The sequence below is a fragment of the Vibrio sinaloensis genome (genome assembly GCF_023195835.1).
Taxonomy (GTDB): Bacteria; Pseudomonadota; Gammaproteobacteria; order Enterobacterales; family Vibrionaceae; genus Vibrio; species Vibrio sinaloensis_C.
The window spans coordinates 1847223-1872743 of the sequence record NZ_CP096199.1 but is presented as its reverse complement, the minus strand read 5'-3'; the positions used below and the strand labels follow the sequence as shown (position 1 = coordinate 1872743).

The window sequence follows — 25521 nt, the reverse complement described above, 5'->3', positions numbered from 1 at the left end:
TCTTACTTCGATTGAGATTGTAATGACTTTATTATGCGATTCTTATGTTGCGTAACGATAGCTAAGTTGTGAATGCCCCTGCGTCTATTTGATTGGTTGGAGCGGAACAAGATGTTCATCAAACCGCCTTCACAGATGCCGCAACGGCAACTTCTCCAAGCACGCTGGTCTAAGAAAGCTCTATATTTCTCTTCATTGCGTTTAAGAGGACCTGCTTTCGTCGGAGTATAATTGGAGGGTAGGTAACTCTCGTTAGTGACCTTTTCATAGGCAATAAGTGCTTTAACTGTGGCTTCAAGGTCTAGACCGGTCTCGTCAAAGTTCTGTAGTTTCTCGAGGCAGTCGAGCTCCAATTTTTTTATACACTCATTCACAGATAACGCTGTGTTTGATAGATCGATATCAAACTCATCGTTTTCGTTTAGAGTCGTGATATGGGCTCTAAGTTCATCTCGGTGCTTGTCAATATGCTTCTGCACATTGTCGTGGTCACATTGGCGTACGCGCACTACTAGTGATTCTTGAAACTTCTGCTCATTTTCGCCTAAAGTGTAGTACTTTCCGCCTTTTAGTCCTTGCATCAAAGGAGACGTGCTATCTGCGCTGGTAACCCCCGCTTTTACGTAAGCAGGAATGTTTTCGAAGCGACAGATGCCTAGCAAGTGGAACTCAGTATCTGGCTCTCTGACTTCACTTAAACACTCGAGGAGTTCAAGCAACTCGTCTGTTTTGGACTTAATCATACCCCCAATGGTTATCTTGCGATAACCGATCTCTTGAAGTTCTTTTACAGAACGTATGAAGGAACCTTTGTCGTAGCCGTGTGCTACACCGTATGCTTCAAAACGATAGTTTTTAGCTTTGGTGTAGAACTCTTTTGCGTTTCGTAACGTGATCGCTATGCGGCGTTCACACTCTTCGATCTCTTCATGTGATAGGGACTCTTTAGCTACGTCGTCTCTCGCATAGGGGAATACGATGTGGTCGAGAGAGATACCGTAATCAAAGCCGCCTCGATCGTAAAATTCGATAAGCTCGTCTACCGTGAAGGGTGGTTCAAACTCGTTGTGATAGTCAAAAGCACCACAATCTCCCATCAACTTGACGTCGGCGAACTTAGGTTTGTTTAATCGCAAAAACTCCCTGGCTCCGTAAAAGTAGAAGTCCTCTGTGAGTTCTTGCTCATAATACTTGCCACGTTTTTGCATAGTGCCAACACCTGCTAACGAAACTAGCATCCCGTCATAAGGCAGTTCTTTAAGAATTTCATGCGGGTAGTTGTCGTCATCGTACTGGCGATGATACTTGGTACGGCTGTTGTCTCGACCATCGAATTGAGGGTCGACAAAATCTTTATTGTCTGGGAAAAAAAAACGGAACTTAGTCACTTTATGTCTTTTCTTTTGTCTAATTGATTATGGTACAAGCGGTAGAGTTTTTTTTGCTCACATGCATACCCTGATTGGCGGTACTCACGGAGTACTCCCGTCTTTGATGGCTTTACCGATTTTTCTAGGTATGAGTCGATGAATTTCCTTATGAATTCATCATCTTGCGGTTGTCTTTTCTTTGACTCTGGCTTCTCCAATGCCGCAATTTCCGACTTCAAGCGAGCAATAATAGCATCGAATGTGTCTTTTGTATCACTCAACGCTTCAACAAGTAAACAGGTAGCCATGCTGGTAACATGTTGAGCGGTTTTGCTAAGTCCAAATGTTGAGCAGCGAGGATGGTTGAATATTCTGTTTGACACTTTTAGGAATGACGACTCGTAAGGTTTCAACGTTTGAGGAACGTTGATTGCGACGACACTGATATATGCCCCTGTTGACTCCAAAATTTCAAACGTATCGAGTAGATCTTTCTGTATCGCTTTCAGGTACTCATTGCTTGCGCAGATGATGAAATGCTCTCCTGGGTGTTCACTAACGAGTTTATTAAAGCTAGTACTGAGTTCACAAGAGGATGTAATCGATCGCCACCACTCTGAAGTCGGTAGGGGTACAGAGTTCTCTCCAGGTGAAAACGTAGCATTATAGTTAGGTAGGGGAGTCTCTGAGGATACAAGACCAAAGCCTGCTGACATTATATGAAGCTTCAAACCAAAGTCCTGGCTAAGTACCTTTAGCCTTTTGAATGCTTGTCCTCGATACAGTTCATCCGCTCTTTTCAGTTCTGATGCGTCTTCACATAACTCTAACCAAGCTTTTAACGACTCTTCCAAGTCGCCTTGTGCCACTTGACTTAATTCTAGGCATGAATTGGATCCTAAGCTTTTGTTTGCTGTACAAGGAATGATTAAGTGTGTTCTGGTCATATCTTTCTCCTGAGCGTGCATTCTAGCTTTACGCTTTCATTGAAGCCAGTATTCCAGAGTAGCTGGATTTCCAAAATTCGTATATGCTTAGTTTCAGGAGGTAACAAAGATGAAATACTACTTTCCTGATAGTCAGGATTTTGTTGACCCAAACTTTGACTTTGTTTCCGAGAAGCGTGAATTGATGCACGTTAGACAAAGAGATGACGTTTACGCCCATGAAATCCTTAGGCGCCCTTATGATGGTTTACTAATTTCTAAAGCTATCGTGGAAGGGGTACCAGGTCAGCCAAATAAAACTCGCTATTCAGAAGGTCAGAGATACAGACTGTTTCGTGAAGGTGCTCATCGTTTTTTTCGCCTCGGCAAAAATTTTGAGGTCATGGGAGACAGCGGTGCGTTTTCATACATGAAAGAGGCAAAACCACCTTATCCGGTAGATGAGCTGATCGAGTTTTATGTGAAAACAAAGGTTGACCGAGGGATATCGTTAGATCACATCGTTTTTGGCTATCGTGATGAGCGAAGCAGAGAGCAAGATTCACTGCCTAAAGACAAAGAGTCGCGAGTTGCTATCACTCTAGAAAACGCAGAAGAATTTTATAATCATTCTAAAGGAAACGGATTTATTCCTTATGGAGTCGCACAGGGCTGGAATCTAGAGAGTTACGTCCAATCTGCGGTGAGTTTGCAGAAGATGGGTTATAAGCACATCACTCTTGGAGGGATAATTACGCTTGATTCACATCAGATCCTGCGTCTTTTAAGCGAAATTAAAGATCATTCTAGAAATGGGATTCAGCTTCATTTATTAGGTATCGGAAGGCTTGAGTTTTTGAAGGACTTTCGCTCATTGAATGTAAGCAGTATTGATACGACAACGCCACTCAAGCAAGCCTTTCTAGATAACAGAAAGAATTTTCGTTTTGGAGATAAAACCTATAGTGCGATTCGTATACCTCAATCTGGGGAAAATCAGTCGGTTAAACGCAATATTGCAGCAGGTCGACTGGACCAGCAATTGGTCAAAAGTATGGAAGTCAACGCCCTCAATGCACTGCGTGGTTATGACCAAGGTATAGTAGATTTGCAGACCGCACTGGAATCGGTTTTGAGTTATGAAGATGTACTGAGCAACAGAAGGGACAAGTTGCATTCGGTATACACACGAACGTTGGAAGAGAAACCATGGAAACGCTGTCGTTGCGCTATATGTCGTGACTTGGGTATCGAAGTAATTATTTATAGAGGATCCGAACGCAATAAACGCAGAGGTTTTCATAACTTGTATGACTTCTACAAAGGAGTGAGCCAACTTGATGCTTAAAAAAATCGCTCTTCGAGTGGAGCAATGCCATGAGGTTAAGCTGTTCGTCACTACAATGAATATTGCTGAAATAGAGTCTGTTTGTACTATTTCAAGAATATTTCGCTCAGATGACAACTCTTTAATGGGGTATCAACGAACAGAGTTGAAAAAACATGTAGACAACATCACAGACTATATTTGCTCTGAAAAATCTGTCATTCCCAACTCGATCATAATATGTGCTACCTCAAAAACAAGTATTGAGTCTAAGGGGGAAGGGATCTATACCTTGCACATCCCTGAGAAAACCAATAGCGCTGTGTTAGTTGATGGTCAGCAGAGGGTAGCCGCATTGCGACGTTCAGGTAGATTGGATTTTAACTATCCTGTATGTATTTTTATAAATGATGACACCGATTTCGAAAGACAGCAGTTTTTACTGATCAACTCTGCAAGACCACTTCCCCTTAGCTTAATAAATGAGTTACTACCACATGCCAGCGGCATTTTTAATGAAGACTTGACACGAAAGAGGTTACCCTCATTCATAGTTCAGTTATTAAATTACAAGTCCGAATCCCCCCTTAAGGGATTAATTAAGTTAACCACCAATCCAGAAGGGTTGATAGCGGACAGTTCTATGATGAAAATGGTTGACAATAGTTTGCGAGAAGGAGCTTTGTACGATTTTTGTGAATTATCCCATGGCAAATATGCTGAGGAAGATTGTAAAGATGCAGTTGATCTCCTAAGCAATTATTTCAGAGCAGTGAAAGAAATTTTTTATGATGACTGGGGTAAAAAACCAAGGGAATCTCGCCTGTTTCATGGAGTGGGTATCATCGCGTTGGGGCAGTTGTTTGATGAGATTTACTATTCATATCTAGCGAAAAAACCGGGCAAAGATTTTTTTGAGTACAGTGTAGAGCAACTATTTCGCATCAAACCCTACTGTTCATGGAGTGAGGGTTACTGGGAGTTGGGTAACGACATAGATGGAGAACCCATCGTTAGAAAATGGAATCAGTTACAAAATTTGAGTCAAGACATATCCATGGTGACGAAATATTTAACAACTGTGTATGGCAAACTTGAAAGAGGTGTTTTAGTTGCTAAAAGTCAATGAGATCTTTGAGACCATTCAAGGTGAGGGAGTATTTACAGGCGTACCTTCCGTATTTTTGAGGTTGCAAGGTTGCCCTGTCGGGTGTGCGTGGTGTGATACCAAGCACACGTGGGAAGTTAATTTAGACCAACAAACTTCGCTTGAGTCAATTAGAGATAAGCGAACGGAAAGTGATAGTTGGTGCCAAGTTCCAACAGGAACAATTGTTGAAGAATGCCAACAGCGTTATACAGCCAAGCACGTAGTGATAACGGGTGGTGAGCCTTGTATATATGACCTAAGAGAGATCACTGCCAGGTTCGAGAAGAGTGGTTTCACCTGTCAGATTGAAACAAGTGGTACATTTGATGTTGTTACAAGCGATAGAACGTGGGTCACGGTATCACCCAAACTCGATATGAAAGGTGGTTTGGACATTAAAGCGCAGGCCATGTCTCGAGCCAACGAAATTAAATATCCAGTTGGTACGCAGAAGGATATTGATAATTTAGAGGCACTCCTCCAAGAATTTGATGTTCGACAAGACGTGATTGTTGGGTTGCAACCTATCAGTCAGCGAAGAAGAGCGACAGAACTCTGCATTGAGTCTTGTATCAAGAATAATTGGCGTTTGTCCGTACAAACCCATAAGTATTTGCAAATCGCATAGAGGAAGAGAATGAAAAAAGCAGTTGTAGTATTTAGCGGTGGTCAAGACTCTACTACGTGTTTGGTTAAAGCACTGACGGAGTACGATGAAATCCATGCAATCACTTTTGATTATGGTCAGCGGCACAAACTGGAAATTGAGGTAGCCAAATCAATATGTGAAGAATTGGGTGTTAAGGCACACAAAGTATTGGACGTCTCCCTATTGAACGAACTCGCGATTAGTTCTTTAACTAGAGATGACATACCGGTATCACATGACCTACAGAGCAATGGATTGCCCAACTCCTTTGTTCCCGGTCGTAATATTCTTTTTCTAACTCTTGCAGGTATTTATGCCTATCAAATTGGTGCAAAGGCTGTTATCACAGGGGTATGTGAAACCGATTTTTCTGGTTATCCAGATTGTAGAGATGCGTTTATTCAATCGATGCAACAAGCATTGAAGCAAGGGATGGAATACGATCTATCAATTGTCACTCCATTAATGTGGCTCGATAAGGCTCAAACTTGGGCGCTCGCAGACAAATATGGAAAACTCGAGTTAGTTAAAGGGAGGACGTTAACTTGCTACAACGGTATTCTGGGTGATGGTTGTGGGGATTGCCCTTCATGTAAATTAAGAAGTGAAGGGTTGACACAGTATCTGAAGAACCGAGAACACTACTCTTCACTGATTTAGGTAGCCACAGATTATGGTTGAAATTTCTCACGAAGCGCGCCTAGTCCAACAAGCATTGTATGAGCAAGGACTCGAAACTCCTATGAAGGAGACAAGTTTAGATCGCAGTCAAAAGCTAGACGTCATTTCTAACGCAGCAAGAGACATTCTTAATGCACTGTCATTGGATTTAGATGATGACAGCCTTGCAGAAACTCCGAATCGAATTGCGAAGATGTATGTTGATGAGATTTTCTCGGGCTTAAACTATGAGAACTTTCCAAAAATCACTACCATTGAGAACAAGATGTATGTTGACGAGGAAATTGTCGTAAGAGATATCTCATTTACTAGTACATGTGAGCACCATATGGTTGTAATTGATGGTGTGGCAACCGTTGGTTATGTGCCGGGTGACAAGGTAATTGGTTTATCAAAGATAAACCGCCTTGTTCAGTTCTTTGCACAAAGACCTCAGGTACAAGAAAGGTTAACCGCTCAGATATACTGTGCATTGCATTCTATTCTTGGTGTAGATGATATCTACGTGGAGTTGGAAGCCACCCATTACTGTGTAAAGAGTAGAGGAATTAAGGACTCAACCAGTTCAACAACAACAGTAAAATCCGGAGGTAAACTTAAGAGACTGCTAAAATAGAGTTTTATCCTTTGGGTTACAAAAAAACCAGAAAAGATCAGACCTAACCTGAGGTGTGTGATTTGATTCATAGAGATCTGGGGCCTAAGTAATGCTCAATTTGTAAGTCACTTTCTCCAGACTCTACGCTTTCCGTCAGTACCATGCTTTTAGACTTGACCTTTCATTCACTTTTGCCATAAACCTTGAGGCCAGTGGGCATTTTTTTCCAGCTTGAATACTAAGTTTAGAAATTCTTGTGTAACCCTCCCTGTTTTAGTGGCGCTCTCAAGGGCATAGAGAAAGTAATGCGGTGGCAATGGCTAAGATGCTAAATCGGCGATGACAGAGGTCTACCATGCTTGCTTTGATTGTTTTGTAACGATGTTTAGGTATGAGGCTAAGATGATAGGTGTAGTCGACCAGATCGTAGCTTCTTGATTTAGTTCCACGATTTAAGCAACAAAGCCGATTTATTGTGTCAAACTTGACAAACTACTCTAATGTTTCATCTATTTACTCGGTAATCGCTTTGGTTGATTAGTTAGAAACCTAAAGCATGCTAATTATTGATAAAATCCGAAGATATATTTTTCGGTTGTATTTTTTTAGCATTGTTTTTCCAAGGGACTCCAAAGCTTCCATTTATATTTGATGTTCATCAAATTAGCCTCGCATTAACGCAGTGTTCTCTTTGTACTTTTGACCCCCATTTATTACACTTTCCACTTCTCCTAAATAAGCGTTTAGTTTTATATTCATATGTCGAATGATTGGCAGCAGTGGGTATGGCTTGCATTTTTTATCTGAGGTGGTTATGTCGTCAGTACGTGTGGGGGCGCTGGTTAAAAGTCATAGTGCGTTTAATGGTATTGGAAAAGTAGTGGCGATAAACACGGTGCTACAGACTGCAGATATTGCTTTCTTCCACTCTCCGAAAAAACCGTATGAAGGAAAAATTACGGTCAAGGCGACTGAGTTGCAAACCGCAAGCATTCAACTCCAGTCGATAGTATTTTGCCGTATTGGTTCAAAGCAGCGCTGGCAACAGGGCTTTTATGACGGCGCTAGGCCTAAAGATCAATTCTTGATCAAGTTTAGCCGTAGTTACTCTGATGTATTTGATGTGCAAGACCTGTTTGTTCCAAATCTTCCCAGCGTGCTTAAGATGCAACCCCAAGATTTCCTAAAAGCTAAGTGTACGGTGTCGCCTTATTTGACCGAGATGCGGAATCGGTTCTTCGATGCTTATATTGATCAACGAAGCGCATGTGAGTCTATTCCGGCTTTGCTCGGTAGTGCCGTCGAATTGGAAAGTCACCAGTTGGCGGTGGTAAGTCGAGTACTTAGTGATAGCACTCAAAAGTATCTACTTTGTGATGAGGTAGGGCTAGGAAAAACCATTGAAGCTGGTCTAATACTTCGCCACCACATCAATGAGAAAGGCAGGCAGGCTCGGGTCTTTGTTATCGCCCCTCAGGCTCTAATGGGACAGTGGAAGAGAGAACTAGAGACTCGCTTTCACCTTGGTGATATCTTAGACCTTGCCTCAGATTCACTGGGAGACAACTTCGACCCAGAACAGATTATCTTTATTGGTGAATATCAAGAAATTCTAGATTTAAACAAGCAGTTTGCTAAGTTGGATGGTCTAAAAAAACAACCTCAAGCACCAACCATGATTGTTATTGATGAGGCTCACCACCTCTCGGAGTTCGCTTGGTCTGGAAATGATGACGAGCGTACCATCTTTAATAATCTCGCGGGGGCTGCAGAGCTTGCTGAATGTTCTTTGCTTCTAACGGGTACCCCCCTTGTTGGTCGTGAGCGCGACTACCTTGCTATGCTACATTGTTTAGAGCCAAGTAAGTACCCGCTTACTGAGCGGGGCGTCGAGCAACTGACAGCGAATATTACCAACCAGTCGAATTATGTGGCTCTCTACCGAAACCTTGACCCAAGCCATGAAGATGATGATATCGAAGATGCAATAGAGGCCATCGAAGACCTGGTTCTGCAAGATAACGAGCTCGACAAATATATTGAAGAAGTAAAGCCGCTAGTTGATTTTTACAATGATGATGAAGTCGACCCGGTCATCAGAAATACGGCGGTATTGGCACTAAGAAAGTATTTTGGTGAAAGATACACCACCAATTATCGCATGTTGCGAAATCGTCGTAATTCTTCCAATGGGGTGCTGCAGAGTAATAGCATTGGCCATCTATTTCCGGGCTTAAACCCCTCTCAAGTGATCACTTGGAACCTGCCTTTGTCAGAGGTTTTGCTTGATCAGCAACTCGACGATTTAAGGGCTATGCAGAGCGTACTTAAATCATCTCTACTGAGTGAGCACAACTATCTTTCATGGGTGAATGCACTCATGTTAAGCCCAGCGTTCTTCGCTAAAAAGATAGAGAGCGAAGCGATCTTACAGCTAACGTCTAGTGAAGAGCGTGAACGATGGATGAGTATGCTTGATGTGGCAAAAGCTGAACAAAAGGCAAAAGATAAGGCTCTGCAAGATGCCATCATTGAATGGAAAGAAGAGCATCCATCAGGAAAAGTCGTGGTTTTTTGCGGCGAACCGTCTGTTGCAGATAGTGTCTACAAGGTGCTAGATAAGTTGTTTAGTTGCTCAGTAGAGCGGCATGTACCAGGTATAGAGCCAGCGTTTGTTCAACAAGACTCTGTATCTGTGCTGGTTTGCGATCAACATGGCGAAGATGGCCTGAATCTGCAAGGGAATAAACGATTGGCTATCCATTACTCGCTGCCTCTTGAGCTTCATCGAATAGAGCAACGAAATGGTCGACTTAATCGCTACAGTGCGCAAAACCGAGGTGCGAGCCCAGTTCAGAATATGATCATGATCCCTGCGCGTGAGGGTTTCTATCGTGGATGGGCGGACGTACTGCGCTATGGTATAGGTACCTTTGAAGAGTATCGAGCGAGTATACAAGAGCCTATCGATCAGTTCCTACAAGCGTCCTGGCCAAGGGTTTGGTCACATGGCTATGAACAACTCAAAGAAATGGAAACGGAACTGAGTCGAGAAAACGGTATTGTAAGAACGGAACTGCGTAAGTTGGAGCTCCAAGATACGATGGATCGAGATACCTTGGATGTTCGGGAATCGGTAAGGTTTTCTGAGCGTATTAAGAGTGCCGATGAGCGCTTTGATGAGTCATCAACCCACTACTTAAACTGGATTACAAATGGCCTGATGTTTAATCGGTCGAGAGGGGGTGTGCCGGACTCGTTTACCTTGTCATTTCAACATGAACGAACTCGAGTTAATGTCAACAACCTCATCAAGCACTGTGTTATCGGCTTGGACTTTGATAATTCATCGTACATTACGCCGAAAACTCACCCCATGTCGCTTGAGCGCTCTAAATGTGCGCAGACAGGGGCTTATCCCTTTAGGCTTGGGCAGCCATTTGTAGACGCTATCTATACGCTGTCTAGCGAACTGCCTTATGGGGTAACCAGTGCTTTGATTCGAAAAGTGAGCGCTAAGATTCAACGTCAACTCGTGCTCAAAACTCAATGGTTAACTACCTATGACGACGGGTCGAGTAGCAATCAAATCTTTAAGGATAGGGTTGCTGCACCGATGATCAGGCAAAATACCTACCAATCGAATGGAGCCTTGATCTCAACGAGTCCAAACATAGAGTTACTGAACGCCCCTTACTCAAAGACGGCAAGTAATCTGTTGATTGGGGATATAACCATTCCCTACCAAGATTTTAATATTTCGATGATGCAAACCGGTAAGGATGTGACGGATCTATGGGAATACGTTGAGCAGTTTTATACCCAAACCACATGGGAGCATGCTATCGATGAGGTCTTTCGTACGAGTAAGCAACAACAGCACACTGAGTATATGAAAAAAAATCCTCATATTGACCCATTGCACGCCTCGCACACATTGCTTTCTATGCAAGTAATTTTGCTGGAGGGGAGTTGATGTCAATGTTCATGAATACTAGTCGACTAGCAGAAGTTACTTCTGAATTAGGCATACAGAATATTATTCAACAGTTGGGCGACTATCCGGAGAATCAATTCACTAAGCGTCTACATAATGCGCTGCAAGGTGGCGATATCACCTTAATGGAGTTCTGGTACTTGGCTAAGGATTGCCTATTTTCATGGTGTACCGATGAAGAACGTCCATCGCTAAGTCTTGGTTTCAAACCTACTTCAGAGCAGTTTTCGGTCCCCTTGGCATTGGGATTGAATTTTGATGCGGCACGCAACGCCTTGGTGATGGAAAAGGATATAGACCTCGAATATCCGCTGTACAGCGACGTATATAAGTTGCGTGAAAAGCGCAGAATCAACAGGGTAGAAATGGATCCAGCGCTCACCTTGAAGATGAGTGAGGAGTACACCCACTACACTAGTCACGCACAAAGAGAGGCGGTTAGAACTACCTTGCTTGCGGAGCCGGGGAGTACCGTTGTAGTCAACCTTCCAACTGGGTGTGGCAAGACTTTAGTGGCACATGCCTGCGCACTGTTCTCGCAGAACCATCAACTGACATTGGTTATTGTCCCTACTATTTCGCTTGCTATTGAGCAAGCGAAGCGCGTAAAGCAAACACTGGAGGCTTCAGGCATTGGCACGGTAAAAGATTATTCGTGGCATAGCGGCTTGAGCAAAGAAGATAAAACGTCCATTCGTCAACAGATTGAGGCCGGACAACAGCAGGTATTGTTTGTTTCTCCAGAATCTTTGACCAAGAGTTTGCTACCGCTGCTATTTAGGCAAGCCGGTAAAAAAGCCATTGCCAATATCGTGATTGACGAGGCGCACCTAATCGATACCTGGGGTGCTGGATTTAGACCTGACTTTCAACGCGTAGGCGCACTGATCACCTCGCTTAAGCAGGACTCTGGTCACTCAATTAAAACCGTACTGATGTCAGCCACCTTTACAGAGCGAAATATTAATACTATCAAGAAGCTGTTTTGTACGGGTATACAGACTCCCTTGATATTTAATGGCTCCTTCCTACGCCAAGAGATGCTGACCGTTAAGACCAAAGTGGTCAAACACGATCATCTAGAAACCCTCTTAGAGAAGGTGATGCAGTCCCCTAAGCCCATGATTGTTTACACATCGTTGGTCGAAGACAGTAAACGGATACTGCAAGAGCTTAGAAAGCATGGTGTAACAAGGTGCCACCTTGTGAATGGGGAAACCCAAGTGTCAGATCGTGAAGTTATCCTACGCCAATGGCAAGACGATGAACTTGATATCATTGTTGCAACCTCTGCGTTTGGTGTCGGCATGGATAAGGGGGATGTACGTAGTGTTATCCATGCATCGATCCCAGAAAATGTCGATCGCTACTATCAAGAAATTGGTCGCTCTGGGCGAGATGGTAGGGCGGCCTATTGCGAGATGGTTTACCACCCTGAGCAGTTTGTTCAAGCGCAGCGCCTGAACCAAGATGCCATTATTACCGTTGATGTTGGGCACGAGCGTTGGACGACGATGAAAAAACATGGGCGGCAGATCCACCACGACAGTGAATATCGCCATTACCATGTTGATCTCAGGATTAGCCCAGAGCGTTTGGGGCGTCAAACCGAACGGTCGACCGATTGGAACTGGTTGACCTTGCTGCTTATGCAGCGAAGTGGATTGATTGAAATATTGTTCGAGTCCATTGACCAAGAGACTCCAGACAACCCAGAGGAGGCAAAGTCATTCTGGGCAAACTACTACAACTCAATCACGGTCAAGGTTCTTGATGAACGCGGGGAATGGGACAAAGAGGTTTGGCTCGATGTGGTTGAAAACCAAAGACAGTCTGAGCTTCGATATCAGAATCAAAGCTTTGCTATGTTGCAGACGTGGTTGCAAGACAAACACCCACAAGGTCTATGCCATCTTTTTCAAAAAGCGTATCGCCTAAATGGCGTTGCTCCGAGTATGGCATGTGGAAGTTGCCCCGAGTGTCGCTCGAAAGGCAAGGGGTACAAGCGTATTCCTGTGGGGTATTTTAGCGACATAAGCGGCGTACTGAATAGCGGTGAAGCTTCGCTTGAAAGCGTGTATTTCCCCGATAGTATGGGTATAGAGAAGACAATATCACAAGCGTTTATTGCGCTAAACAGCAAGCATGGTGTTAACGGTATTGTCGGACCAAAGTCACTGGCTAACGCCGTCCATGTGCAGAACCCTGCCGGCCTATCAAGATTTTGGATATGGGTTTCACCGGAAGAGTACGCCCTCGATGAAGACTATGACCAGCAATTACCGGAGCGATACTCATTGGTGGTTACTGACACCCGTAGTTCAGGTGAGGTTGGTAGCCCTATCTACGCCAAGGGCAAAAACTACTTTATCGCTAATCAAAATCTAACCGATAGTAACCACCCCAGTCGTCAATGGTGGGAAGCAAAAAGTGATTCAATTTCTCTAATTAATTTTATGAACAAGATAGGGCATGAACAATGTCAATAATAAACAACGCTAACCCGGGAAGTAGTGTCGAAGCCCTACATGCGGTTGACAGAATAATTACCAGATTCTCTCAAAATGACAAAAATGAGGGTAAGTATTTGCCTTTAGATACATTGATGTCATTGGTTGCGCCTAACAGTCTGTTCATAGGGACGGAGCGACTAGAAAATGGTGAGTTCAAGCGCTTAGATTCAGCAAAAAAAGTTAAGCAAACGATTAAGTTCTGGGGGGATGCAGGACTTTGGGACGTAACTGAGCAAGGGGTCCGCTCTACATTCCTATTGGACAATACTAGAGACCTGCCGAAACGCTTGCTTAAGTTGATCGCCAGTAAAGACTTTGACCTCTTGAAAGGCAATGGCATCGAGCCCTTCTTGCGGTTTGTTATTTTTTTTCTTTGCGTGGACGAAGTCACCTTTGTTGGGCAGAAACCTCTGGATGGCACCAAAGCTGGAGAACTGGTTGCAAGCCTTATAAATAGCGATGCTGTTGACAATGCTATGTCGCTGAACTCGAACGAACGCCCTAACTTTTTTGCTTATGCACATATGATGGGGTTTCTAGAGCAAGTTGGTAAAAAACAGTACTTTGTTGATCCTACACGTGCCATAAAGACCTTTCTTCCACAAGTCTTTGAAAGTAGTAACTCACTATTTTTTGATGATTTTCTGAATAAGCTGAATCATTGTTTACCGGTATTCGATGAAGGCAAATACCGTGAATTGGTAGAGCAACAGATGATACTTGATACTACTCTCTGGCCTGCTGAAAAAGGTGTCAAACTCTCAGCAAGCCTAAGTATTGCAATTGAAAGGTTAACGCAAGAGCGCATTATCAGTTGTAGTCTGGAGTCGGATAGTGTTGTCCGCCATAGCCTAACACTGCCAAATGGTCAGGAGAAAATGATCAGTACTATTCAATTCTTAGGGGGCAAATCGTGAGCATAAAAAATTACTGGCCCTCTCGGGAGAATGTTACGGCTTGTATTCATAGTGAAGCCGAGGTACTTAGTGATGCTCTTTTACTATCAGTACACTCGCCAATGCGTCTGCAAGCAATAAGTTTCAATGACCGAAGTAAAGTCGTCGAAAAAACCGAGGCTGATCTGCTCAACTATGTACTTAACAATAACGGTCCGTTCCCTGTTGTAGGTGAATCAGGTAGTGGTAAATCGCATATTGTTCGCTGGTTGCACGCTAAGTTAAAGCAGCAAGAGCTTGATAAAAGTTGGCATATTGTTCGTATCCCTAAAAACGCGACTATGGTTCAAGTTCTGACTCTTCTTTTAGAAGGGCTTGAGGGCGATGAGTTTGAGAAAGCTCGTAAAGATATACTATCGGTTGGTTCCGAGTTGTCACCGAAGCTAATCCAGCGCTTATTCTTCACCTACTTGGAAGAGGCCTGTAATGTTTTGGCAAAAGAGTCTAAGGGGTTATCTAAGGCAGAGAGAGAGGCGGGGAATGACGCACTAGCCAAGGAGCTAAAGTCTAAATCTACCATAGCTAAGCATCTTGGTGTTTGTTTTTCAGATCGTACGTTCCAGCATTTAATGTCGGGTGACAACAAGCCGGTAACCAACACGATTGAGCGCTTAAGTCGTTCAAGAAGTTACTCCGAGGTTACAGATGCGGTATATGCAGTAGAAATAAAAGATATCAATATATCTGCAAATGTTGGATTTGAATTAGATGACCTTAATGTCGATGCACGCCGTGCATTTGAGGCTCTACGTTTCTTTACCGATGATGATATTGAAAGCAATGAACGAGCCCTGTTTGCAGTTAATATCATCAATCAGGCTATAAATAATACCGGTAAACTGGTCTTTAATAGCCTGTTTAAGTTCAACAGTGGTGCATTCCCGGATCTGTTCATTTCTATTCGAAAAGCACTCAAAGCGCAGGGGCGCACTCTGGTCATACTGATTGAGGATCTGGCTGCTATTTCAGCTATTGATAACGTTCTTCTGGATAGCTTAATTCAGGAAGATACCTACGCAGGTGAGAATAATCTGTGTGACTTGAAGTCTGTTATCGCAACGACCTCTGGTCAAGCTACCTATCGAGAGAGGCAGGAGAGTATTCATTCTCGCGCCGGGGATGAGCAACTCGAATGGCGTATCCCTACAGCGCAGGAACGTTCGTCTCACAAAGATGATGAAGACCTGTTGATAGATTTCTGCGGCCGTTACCTGAATGCGGCGCGCCTGGGGATCGATAAAATCAACTCTCTCTATACAAACCAAAGCAGTAGTGTGCCTATCTGGCAGACGGCCGAAGAGCTATCAGAAACGGATGCTAAGGCACTCGAAGATTTCGGGGTATCCTCTGATGGAACACCACTGTTTCCATTGAGCAGAACCGCCATTGTCAACCTAGCCAAGCTCAAGGTATATCGACAAGGTAGTCAAAGCTTTAACCCTCGAGTGGTAATCAAGGAGTTGTTGATCCCTATTCTTCGAGACAACCAAGCTGATTTTATCAATGATGATTTTCCCGCTTCTAATTTTACCACTAAATTTGAGTTTAGGGTGCCTGACTCTATCCGTGAATGGTCGAGAAAACACTATGTTGCTGATGAGATCGTGCGCAGAAGGTTGGATAATTTCCTAACCATTTACGCCTCAACTTTTGGGGCTAGACAGCCATTTGATGAGATTCAAGAGAGCATTACGTGCAGTCAGGCGGATGTGTTCAACCTGCCATCCGATAAATTTGGTGAACACTCATCTGAAACGAAACGATGCAGTAACTGCTCGGAACTTATCGAGCAATGTACCTGCGACAAGGTAGAGAGTTGTACTAAGTGCGCAAGACCTAAACAAGAGTGCATCTGTGAAGCTCCGCCAGAGCCTAAATGTACTACTTGTGGTAAGCCCAAGTCAGAATGTGTCTGTGACGAAACCTATGATCTGGAGGTCAAAATTGATGACTGGTTCAACGGAGATTCTCGACTCGATGCTCCAACCTCTAATAGTATACGAAAGCACCTGTTTGACGTGTTGTCTGACGATGCAACGCTGTCTCGATATGGCGTTATAAGCACCAACAAGTGGTCAGGAAATAAATCACTATTCGATATTGCTCTAAAGTCTCATAACCGACTAAATATCTTGATACCAAAATCCGTGGCTTCGATTGACTTGGATGTTGTGAAACTATGCAAAGAAGATCAACTTAATGATAGTGATGCTGGTTTCCAGTTGAAGAAGCAAATTCTTGCCATTGTACGCTATGACTACTATGCCAAGAAAAAACTCGGCTGGAACTACGCTAAAGGTTTCGAAGACTATGGGTATTACATGGAGTTTATGGCGAACTGGATCCCAAGTGCGATACAACAATGCCTTGCTCACGTTCGTTCTGAAACCCCAAAACTGCTAGCAAAGCAGAAGGGACTAGCCTTAGCCCTAGGAATTAACAAACCGAAGAAAGAATTGTTGGACCTCTTTGTTCAGCGTAGCGAACATATTGCCGACAGATTGCCATCGCCGATCAATGACGACTTTGCTGCACTTCAGAACGAACTACTTAAAGAGTGGGATAATACCAGGGGAGAATGGATGATGAGAATTTCTTATTCACCCTCAGCAGGCGGTAGCGAAGTGGGTATAGACGCTCCTTTGTACCAAGAGTACCTCAAGGCGTCGGAAGTTATCCCCTCAGAGCCTTTTACACCAGTACAAAGAACTCTATATCGCCGGGCACAAAGTGAGGTGTCTGAGCGCTTAAACCGCTTTGTTAACTATGTTTCTGAACTCGTGAACTCTGATGATGCTAAGGCGCAATTCGATACGCTTGAACAGGTCTACAGCATTATAAAGACTGATATGATGCCGGATTCAACCACCACAAGAAAGGCAAAAAATAAGCTCAATAAGCTGCGAGGTATGTATGAGTGGTCGCTGATTGAGAATGCTCGAAAGTTCGTCGCATCGAAGGACGAATTACAGCAACTTCAAGCGCTGTATAAGATTGACGGTGAGCAACTAAGCCAATGGTTACTTGTGCTCGATGAATTTGCAACGGTTGAGCAGCATGCATTACCACGACTGCAGCGTAGCAATGAAGAACTTGGTGGGCAAAGAATGAATGAGTTCAGAGAAAACATTGAAAACTATCTGAGCGAGATTGAATCAGCAGTTCGTGAATTGGATGCTCGCAAGGAGACTATTGATGAGCTTTAAATCAAAACTCTGTCAGTTGAATTTGGAGATTGACACCCACGCTCAACTAAGTAAGAACAGGAGTGTCGTTGACGGTTACTCTGAGATTGCTAATCGCCTTAGTAAAGTGGCAGACACTTTGACTGTAGAAGCCAATAAGAAACATCTGGTTGAACAGTTGGTACAGTTTGGCGGTGTGCCAATAGACCCAGAAGCTGAAGTCTTTGCGGACATAGACAAAATATTTGAGCTCTTGGCAAACTATCAAGCGTCATGGGAGGAATTAAAAGAGAAATCTCTGCAGGAGGAGAATAACTTTTTATACCAACTGGAAGATGGCGTTAAGCATAAAGCCAAAGGATTTTCAGAATTCCATGATCAGTCGTGGCAAGATTGGGTGATTTTGAAGCGAAAAGACTTTACTGTTCCAGATTTGATCTTAGAAAACCAACGCGATGTCTACAATAATGAAGTCTTGTATAAGAGCTACAAACTGACACTAGAGAGCTTTAGTCGGGAACTCGACGGTTTTAGTTTCAAGCCTGACCAACTTACCCAAATCTGCCGATTGGTTGAAAAGCTTATTGAACTGCGTAGGCAGATGAATACCGACAATCTACCAGAGTCGGTGCAGAAATTCTTTAATTCGGTAAATAACTATAAGTTTTCCCGCCCAACCTTGGATTTGTTAACGGAAGAAGTTTTCATCTGGCTGAAAGAAAACAATATGTTGAGTAAGTTTATGGTGACACCAAATGTCTGATCTAAAAAAGGTAATGCTGTCTTGCCTAGATGACATTGAAGAACGTGAAACAGAGTTATTGGCTTGGGGGGATACCTCGGTGTCTCACACTGAAGCAGAGATCCTAGCTATCATTCACAAACATGTTGTGTTTCCATTGTCAGCCGAGGAAGTCCTACAGGAGATGGATAGGCTTTGTTACCTATTCTCTGAGCAGGACGATGAGATCAAACTTTACCGAACTAGAATGGCTCAGACGGTCAGGTTGCAGGTTGCCTCTCGCCAATGGTTTCACGGGCAATCGATCTCGAAAAGCAAGACGCTAGTCTCTGATTTTCGATTTCTTCGCCGACGCCGCCGTTACCCGATGCGAACTGAGGCTTCTGACAGTTTGATTCAGCGTTGGAAAACCCAAGGCCTTGTCAACCAACAGCAGTCAAAGATACTGGATTTATTGCTGACTAATGGGTCGATAAAATACAATCTGTCTGGCTTCCAAGTACGTTCTACGGAACGCATTTTGAGAAAGTATGGCCAGCACCTTAGGAAGCAATTTAAACCGAGTGCAACAATCGTCTGCTCTGGAACTGGTAGTGGTAAGACGTTGTCATTTTACTTACCAGCTATCACGAGTTTGGCGATACAACTGCTTACCGACAGTCGCTCGAGAGTGCGTATTCTGGCAATCTATCCACGCAAGGAATTGTTGAAGGACCAGTTCTCCGAAACCTATGCAGAAGTCAGAAAGTTGGATGCTTATCTCCAGCAGAAAGGCTGTCGCAAGATCCAAATCGGTACTTATTTTAGTGATACCTTCTATGCTAGCAAAGTAGAAGATAATGCCATGTTTAACACCATGGCCTGTCCGGAAGATAACTGTAAAGGTAAGTTGCGCTATCGTAAGGCTCATAATCGCCTAGAGTGTGAACGCTGCTCTAAAAAAATAGATGAATCTGAAATTGGTTTAACGCGCGAGTCTATAGAAGCTTCCCCACCTGATATTTTGTTCACCACGACCGAGATGCTGAATCAGCGACTCAGTGACAACGGTTCCAATCATTTATTTGGAGTCGACACAGGCTGTTCAATCCCAGTCGTGTTAATGGATGAGGTACATACCTATGAGGGAACCAGTGGTGCTCAGGTTTCTTACCTCCTGAAGCGTTGGATGAAACGCTCCAATATTGCTCCACATTTCGTAGGCCTTTCCGCAACCCTTGATGATGCAGAGCAGTTTTTTGCCGACCTAACCAGCACCTACAAGCAGGATGTTGAACTCATCGAACCAAAAGAGAGTGAGATGGAAGAGGAGGGGGCCGAGTATATGTTGGCTCTTAAGGGTGATCCTGTTTCTCAAACCGCACTCTTATCAACGACCATTCAGTCAACTATGTTGACAAGTCGAATGCTGGATCCCTTGCGTGGACCAAGAAAGAATCTGTCTGACGGTGTGTTTGGTCAAAAGGTCTTTGTATTTACCGATGATCTAGACGTGATTAATCGTCTCTACAATCAGTTGCGAGATGCTGAAGGTTGGCGAACCTCGGGGGCGCCTAAAGATGTCCCTTCGCTTGTCTTTTTAAGAAGTAAACTTCACCCTGACTTTATGCATAACGCTAAGGGGGAGTTACGCAGTCGTCTAGGCTTAGATTGGGAGGCCAGTTCTAAGATTGGCCATGATATGACGGAAAACTCCCGGGGAAATGTCGGTCGAACTTCTAGCCAAGATACCGGTGTAAATAATGATTCTGAGATGGTTGTGGCTACAGCCTCATTGGAAGTCGGATTTAACGACCCGCAAGTTGGTGCTATTGTTCAACATAAGGCGCCTAGAGGGGTAGCCTCTTATTTGCAACGAAAGGGTCGAGCAGGTCGAAAGCGGGGAACTAGACCGTGGATGTACACCATTTTGTCAGACTATGGTCGCGACCGCGTTACGTTTCAGCAGTATGAGCATTTGGTCAGCCCGAAGGTTAAATCATTTAGCTTGCCAGTGCATAATGCGCATGTGCAGAAAATGCAGGCCAGTGTGGCCATTATTGATTTGTTGAGTAAATCTTTCTCCCAGGTGAATATTTGGCGCGTTTTGGCAGAACCGAAAACCGTCCCTGAAGCCATTCGCATGAGAATAAAAAGGATCGTAGAGCGTTGGGTTGAAACAGATAGTACGGATCTGGAGGTGTATCTGAAGGAAGCGCTTAAGGTAGATAGTTATGCGCTTCAGCATATCCTATGGGCCTCGCCTCGTTCGATAATGATGGATTTTTTGCCGAGTTTGTTACACAAGCTAGAAACAAACTGGGCGCTTGATGGACAAGCATGGGCAGGACTCATTGACGACATAAGGCACCCTATGCCAGAGTTCATTCCGGCTAACCTGTTTAGTGAATTGCACGCAGCATCAATTCATATCAATTTAGAGCGCGGTTCATTGGAAAAGCCATTCTACAAACCTGAGGAAATGGGTATTTTCGCAGCGTTAAAGGAATTTGCGCCCGGGCGAGTTTCTAAGCGTTTTGATTATGATGACCGCAACGATAGTGACTGGTTGGTTCCGGATAACTTTTTACCTCATCCGGGTGTGAATGCATCGGTAGATTTCGATATTGAGCAGGCGTTTTTTAACAAAGAGCATCAGGTGTATATTGCTGATATCTACAGCGAAGATGGTGATTCGATTTCTGTATATCAACCCGTCAAGATGAGAACCCAGCGAATACCAACCGGGTACGATAATGACCCCCGCGAGTATTTTAACTTGGCCGGGACGAGTAATTCGCAGCTTCGATGGAGGTCTCAATTTAGGACACCTAATGAACGAGGGGAGAGTATCAGTGTTCCGCAGAACAGTGATTGGGCGGGCATCCTAACGAAGATAGCATTTTATACCCATGATGAGGCAAATCCAGTAGAGGTCATTCGCTACAGCACGGGTGCTGACGCGGAGCTCAAATTTAAGCGAACCCAAGAGGTTGCATTGACTCAATTTAACTGGGTTTTGGATGGCAATCCGGTTGCAGTCGGTGCAAGATTGTTGGTTGATGGCGTAAAACTGGTCTTTCAATTTACTGATGAGCAGCGTAGGCAAATGGCATCCTTTGCAGATAACAAATTTGCGCTGAGGTTTTCCTATATTGAAGACAGTTTCGTTCATCATATTGTATACAAAAATCGCTTCTTCTTCGCAAAGTGGGTGTTTGAGTGTGTTACCTGTGCCTTGACTATCTTGATCGAAGAGCAAGGCTTGAACCTGGATGATGCGGTTGCACACCTGTCAACTGCGTCTGGGTTGATGCTGTTGAAATCCATCCCATCAGAAGTCTTTAATTTAGTTGCAGACGATGATGAAGATGACAATATTGTTTTAAAAGAACAGGCTCTTCAAGAAAGGTTGGTCGAGTACTTTGATAGCCAATCAGGATTGCAAGAAATCCTTCAGGCGTTAGATGCAATTAATCACAATGATGGTTCTCCTGAGTATCAAGAATGGATAAAAGATGTATTGGCTTCAACGGTCTCCGGTGGCATATCGAACTTGATTTTGCAAGTATTACCAGATGTGAGCGAAGGTAGCGTTGTCGTCGATCATTATTGGAGCGGCGATGAAATACATGTTTGGATTACCGAATCTGAAGTCGGTGGCATTGGCATTGTCCATCGATTCAAAGAGGTGTACGCCAAAGACCCGCTAAATGTAGTATCTCAGTTCAGTCAGATGTTTAGCGCAGGTGAAAGCGAACAGGTTGATTTTGATCTTTACCATTTACTCAATGAAAAAAAATCTAAGCCCGAAATATCTAACGCATTTGACGCATTACGTCGAGCCGTGGGTTATGCACAAAGAGTCGAGGCAAACAAAACACTGAATAGGATTGTATCAAACACTGGTATCTTCACTTCCCATTCATGGAGCACAATGCTTCACTCTCGAGTATTTAAACCAGGTAGTGATAGCAATAACGACAGTTTCTTATGTCAGTTGCTGACTGAGTGGCGTGAGATTGAAAATAAGGTAGGTATGGAGGTTCCGTTAGTTATTGTTTCTCATCTATTGGCGAAAAAACATCACAACAATTCTGAGCAGTTGAGTACCTACCGAAATTTCATCTTAGGCCTCTTGTGGCCACGAGGAAACCAGATTCGTCAGGCTCGCCTTGAAAGCTACAATCGTTTCGCCAACCGAAGAGTTCGTACCGAAAGGCTTCTACTGACAAGTATTCTCGTCAATGAAGCAATAAAGGTGACTTACGACAGTTGTGAAGATTGGGCTGAAAAGTTGGAGCAACTTCTTGGCAAAGAGGGGCGGGGAGTGCTTGTGATCCCAACCAGATCCAGACATAAAATTGGCGCAGTATCCGCACTGATCAACACCATGGTAATAGATATGAATGGGCTGTTGGTATATCCAAGAATCTCAATGATTAAGTCATCAATTGGTCTGATTGAAATGAATATTGAACTGGCGGAGAGCCTGCAGTGACGCAATTAAAGGTAAGGCGAATAATGACGAAAACCTTTTCCGGGAAGAGGCAGATTAGGGAAGTCATTGCCTCAATGTTGATTAGTGAGATCCTCAATCCTAAAGAGGTGTGGTTGGTTAGTGCATGGGTGAGCAACTTTGATCTGCTAGATAACCGCTCCGGTGCCTTTGATGCGTTAAACCCTGGTTGGGGGCATCGAATGCTGACTTTTTTTGAAGTGCTTGAAACCATGGTTGATGCTGGTTGTACCGTTAACGTTGTTATCAAAGACCATGAAACGAATACCAGTGCTTTACATGAGATCAGATCCAAACTTGCCACGTCTCATAACGTAAACCTAAAACTGAGCGAAGAACTGCATGCGAAAGGCTTGCTCACCAAGGATGCGTTGCTTAGTGGTTCAATGAACTTTACCTATTCAGGCACGAACCGAAATGATGAGCTAATGACTCTAGATCGATCAGAAGAAGCTATCGCAGATGCGTTTAGAGAGTTCACCACGGCGTATCCAATGGATAAGCCAACGGCAGAGCATGTAGAAGAATCAGAGGAATATGACGATGAAGTGTACCTCTAATGAAGACCTACTGCAGGCATTTTTTTCGGCTGAAAACCAGGTAAAATTTAACAGCCAATTGGTGTCAGATGTACATAGTGTTGAGACGGCGAGAAAGTCTCTCAACGCCTCGACAGATATAAAACACCTAGTTGGTAACGATGGTTCCAATGTACGCGACTACCTATTTTGTGATGATTTTGTTTTAACCAACCAACTTATCCAGTGGGTGCAGCACTCACTTGGCACCTCGCACACTGAGATACCTGAGCTATATGTTACCCCCAAGCTAAACTACGAAACCGAGTTGTTAAAGCGTTATCAGCATGGTGTAGTCGTGGTAAAGCGCCGCAACCCGCTGCCTAACTTAGTAGTTAATAGCCAGGAACCGGTAGAGCGTTATGTTGAATCAGTGATTACTCGCATGCTCAATAGCTTTAATCGCAGACCAGCGCTTGAGAATAAAGTGCTTCGCCCACTTGGCCGAATTTTGCGTGATTTCTTTTGGTCTTGTAACCAGCATGATGGCAAGCAAGCCCATGCCTTTTTTCAAGAGATCAAAAATCAAGAACTCTTAGACCATAGGAACCTACTATCTCTCGAGTTGCAGGTGTACGAAGCCGGTTACGAATGGCATAAAATCACATCGCACCCTCAATTAGAGCACTTACTTTCTGGTGTTGTCTCACAGAAAGTCGTTGAGTTAGTACTAAAGGCACACCTAGAAAACCAAGGGATCAACACTGAAGAGTTGAACTCTGTGAATTGGAATGCACTAGAAGAGGCACTTGTTGACCACCAGTCTTTCTTTAGGCGAAAACCAATGCTTGGAGAAGATAGACCGTCCTCAGTTTACCTCTGGAAAGCATGGGCGATATTGGCCTTTGCGCTAAATATTCAAGGGTTTGCCGAGCACCTGCCCGAGTGCGTCTCACAAGCGTGGGTCCAGCAGTTGCTTTCGATCGATCGCAATGCGGAATTTACCCGTGAATTAGTTGAGTCACAGGTAGTTAAGTTAATTGCCTTAGAGTGTAACTTGGATAATGCGGTAAAAGTTCTTGAGTATGGTGAGACGTGCTTTGAGGGGGAAATAAAGCCCTTAGTTGAATGGTTGTTTGAGTTGCCAAATCTTGTCGTGCGACAGATAAAATCCAACAAAGTACTACGTGGTATCTTTAACCAGATGGAGGATATCTATTACGATCAGTTCCCTGTAACACAGTCTGATGACAGTGGATTAACTCCACAAGAGCACACTGTAGGAGACTTAGACCAGGATACTTCGAACGTAGAAACCACAGTGGATAGGGGTTCTGCAAAGGTTGCACATACGGATAACCACATCGAAACTTGGTCCGACTGGTTCTCCGGTCGAGACAAGGTGCTGACGATCAGTTATGACTATTTCCGAGATTGGCCAATAGATAGGTTTGATGGTGATGCTGTTTTGCAAGCTGTCGAAGATACGGTTGATGCTGAGGTTATCCGCAATGTTCTACCGCACTTTATTAAGTGGGTTGATGAGCGAGAAGTTACTCCAAACGCACCATTATGGATAGCACTGCTCGAGTTGATAGCTATTGACGAGAGAAAGTCCGCAGTTACTCTTGATCTTCTCATGGAACTTTCTGAGCGAAGCCTGACGTTGGATCATATTAAATCCGAATATGACCGTGTGGTTGACGCTATTGCTATCTGCCAAGATGATGGTCTCACTCTGTACACGTTCTCTAAATTCATTGATCTCTATGAATTGGTTTATCAATATACCCCTCAAAATAGTAAGGGGTTAGCTGGCGCATTTGGGAGCTCATTGATTGATTTTGCCAACCACAATTGGTCTCGCTTATCCATAAGCCAGCAAGTAACGTTTGGTGACATACACCATTTGCTATTGGGGTATGAGTTCCCAGAGCTAAGCCAAAAAAGTGTAGAGGGTCAATATGCAGACCTTTCCTCAATCCATATGGCCGTTGGTTTGTATTCGCTTTCTGAAAGTACATTGAACCGTGCCAAAGGTATTATCGAGAAGTACTGCCCAAATGTCGCTATCACTTTAAACTCGGATAAAACAAACACAGCGGCACTGTCCAACATGGTTAAAAAGTCGGATAAGGTATTTTTCTGTGATAGAAGTGCCTCACACCAGGCTTATTATGCTATTAAGGCAATCTCCAAGGATATCGTCTACGTCAAAGGCAAAGGGAGCAGTTCAATACTGCGAGCCTTTTTTGAACAATTAGTCTAGCATTGGCTAGTCAGAAGTTGATTCAGAATAACAGCCCATATTTTTAGTATTGGTTTTAAAGTCAGCGATCTGCATCTAGCAATACCTGTAGTAATACTCACCCTCAGCCCCATTTTATTTTTAATTAAAATTCAGTGATTTA

At 43.8% G+C, this 25521-nt stretch carries 15 protein-coding genes; 13 read left to right on the top strand and 2 right to left on the bottom strand.

Features of this window, described 5'->3' with window-relative positions; translation table 11 throughout:
* Positions 1-2: 2 nt before the first annotated feature.
* Together dpdA (MTO69_RS08460) and MTO69_RS08455 are read right to left on the bottom strand one after the other, a co-directional pair.
* Positions 3-1388, bottom strand: a complete 1386-nt coding sequence (gene dpdA, locus MTO69_RS08460; RefSeq protein WP_248328311.1) for a tRNA-guanine transglycosylase DpdA — start codon at positions 1386-1388, stop codon at positions 3-5.
* Positions 1385-2317: a hypothetical protein gene (locus MTO69_RS08455; protein WP_248328309.1), complete on the bottom strand. Its 933-nt coding sequence runs from the start codon at positions 2315-2317 to the stop codon at positions 1385-1387. The genes dpdA (MTO69_RS08460) and MTO69_RS08455 overlap by 4 nt, the downstream gene beginning before the upstream one ends.
* A 109-nt stretch (positions 2318-2426) precedes the next feature.
* Here MTO69_RS08455 and dpdA (MTO69_RS08450) point away from each other — a divergent pair, with 109 nt between their 5' ends.
* The 13 genes from dpdA (MTO69_RS08450) to dpdD all read left to right on the top strand — a co-directional run bounded on the left by dpdA (MTO69_RS08450) (position 2427) and on the right by dpdD (position 25379).
* Positions 2427-3644, top strand: coding sequence for a tRNA-guanine transglycosylase DpdA (dpdA, locus tag MTO69_RS08450; RefSeq protein WP_248328307.1), 1218 nt, complete (start codon positions 2427-2429; stop codon positions 3642-3644).
* Positions 3637-4752, top strand: coding sequence for a DGQHR domain-containing protein DpdB (dbpB, locus tag MTO69_RS08445; protein WP_248328305.1), 1116 nt, complete (start codon positions 3637-3639; stop codon positions 4750-4752). Before dpdA (MTO69_RS08450) ends, dbpB begins: the two co-directional genes overlap by 8 nt.
* The gene (gene queE / locus MTO69_RS08440) at positions 4736-5401 is read left to right on the top strand and encodes a 7-carboxy-7-deazaguanine synthase QueE (RefSeq protein WP_248328303.1); all 666 of its coding nucleotides are present in this window, start codon (positions 4736-4738) and stop codon (positions 5399-5401) included. Before dbpB ends, queE begins: the two co-directional genes overlap by 17 nt.
* Positions 5402-5410: 9 nt before the next feature.
* On the top strand, positions 5411-6082 hold the full coding sequence (gene queC / locus MTO69_RS08435; protein WP_248328301.1) for a 7-cyano-7-deazaguanine synthase QueC: 672 nt from the start codon (positions 5411-5413) through the stop codon (positions 6080-6082).
* Between the two features lie 13 nt (positions 6083-6095).
* Positions 6096-6719, top strand: a complete 624-nt coding sequence (folE, locus tag MTO69_RS08430; RefSeq protein ID WP_248328299.1) for a GTP cyclohydrolase I FolE — start codon at positions 6096-6098, stop codon at positions 6717-6719.
* A 796-nt stretch (positions 6720-7515) separates the two neighbouring features.
* Entirely contained in the window at positions 7516-10677 is a 3162-nt protein-coding gene (gene dpdE, locus MTO69_RS08425) for a protein DpdE (protein WP_248328297.1), read from the top strand.
* Between the two features lie 5 nt (positions 10678-10682).
* The gene (gene dpdF, locus MTO69_RS08420; RefSeq protein WP_248328295.1) at positions 10683-13187 is read left to right on the top strand and encodes a protein DpdF; all 2505 of its coding nucleotides are present in this window, start codon (positions 10683-10685) and stop codon (positions 13185-13187) included.
* Complete coding sequence (dpdG, locus tag MTO69_RS08415; RefSeq protein WP_248328293.1) at positions 13178-14128, top strand: protein DpdG; 951 nt, start codon at positions 13178-13180, stop codon at positions 14126-14128. Before dpdF ends, dpdG begins: the two co-directional genes overlap by 10 nt.
* Complete coding sequence (gene dpdH, locus MTO69_RS08410) at positions 14125-17373, top strand: protein DpdH (protein ID WP_248328290.1); 3249 nt, start codon at positions 14125-14127, stop codon at positions 17371-17373. Before dpdG ends, dpdH begins: the two co-directional genes overlap by 4 nt.
* Positions 17363-18115 carry a hypothetical protein gene (locus MTO69_RS08405; protein ID WP_248328288.1) on the top strand — a complete coding sequence of 251 codons (753 nt, stop codon included), beginning with the start codon at positions 17363-17365 and terminating at the stop codon, positions 18113-18115. Before dpdH ends, MTO69_RS08405 begins: the two co-directional genes overlap by 11 nt.
* Positions 18108-22574 carry a protein DpdJ gene (gene dpdJ, locus MTO69_RS08400; protein ID WP_248328286.1) on the top strand — a complete coding sequence of 1489 codons (4467 nt, stop codon included), beginning with the start codon at positions 18108-18110 and terminating at the stop codon, positions 22572-22574. The genes MTO69_RS08405 and dpdJ overlap by 8 nt, the downstream gene beginning before the upstream one ends.
* 74 nt (positions 22575-22648) lie before the next feature.
* Positions 22649-23152, top strand: coding sequence for a phospholipase D-like domain-containing protein DpdK (gene dpdK / locus MTO69_RS08395; RefSeq protein ID WP_248328284.1), 504 nt, complete (start codon positions 22649-22651; stop codon positions 23150-23152).
* On the top strand, positions 23136-25379 hold the full coding sequence (dpdD, locus tag MTO69_RS08390) for a protein DpdD (RefSeq protein ID WP_248328282.1): 2244 nt from the start codon (positions 23136-23138) through the stop codon (positions 25377-25379). The genes dpdK and dpdD overlap by 17 nt, the downstream gene beginning before the upstream one ends.
* The last annotated feature ends 142 nt before the right edge of the window (positions 25380-25521 follow it).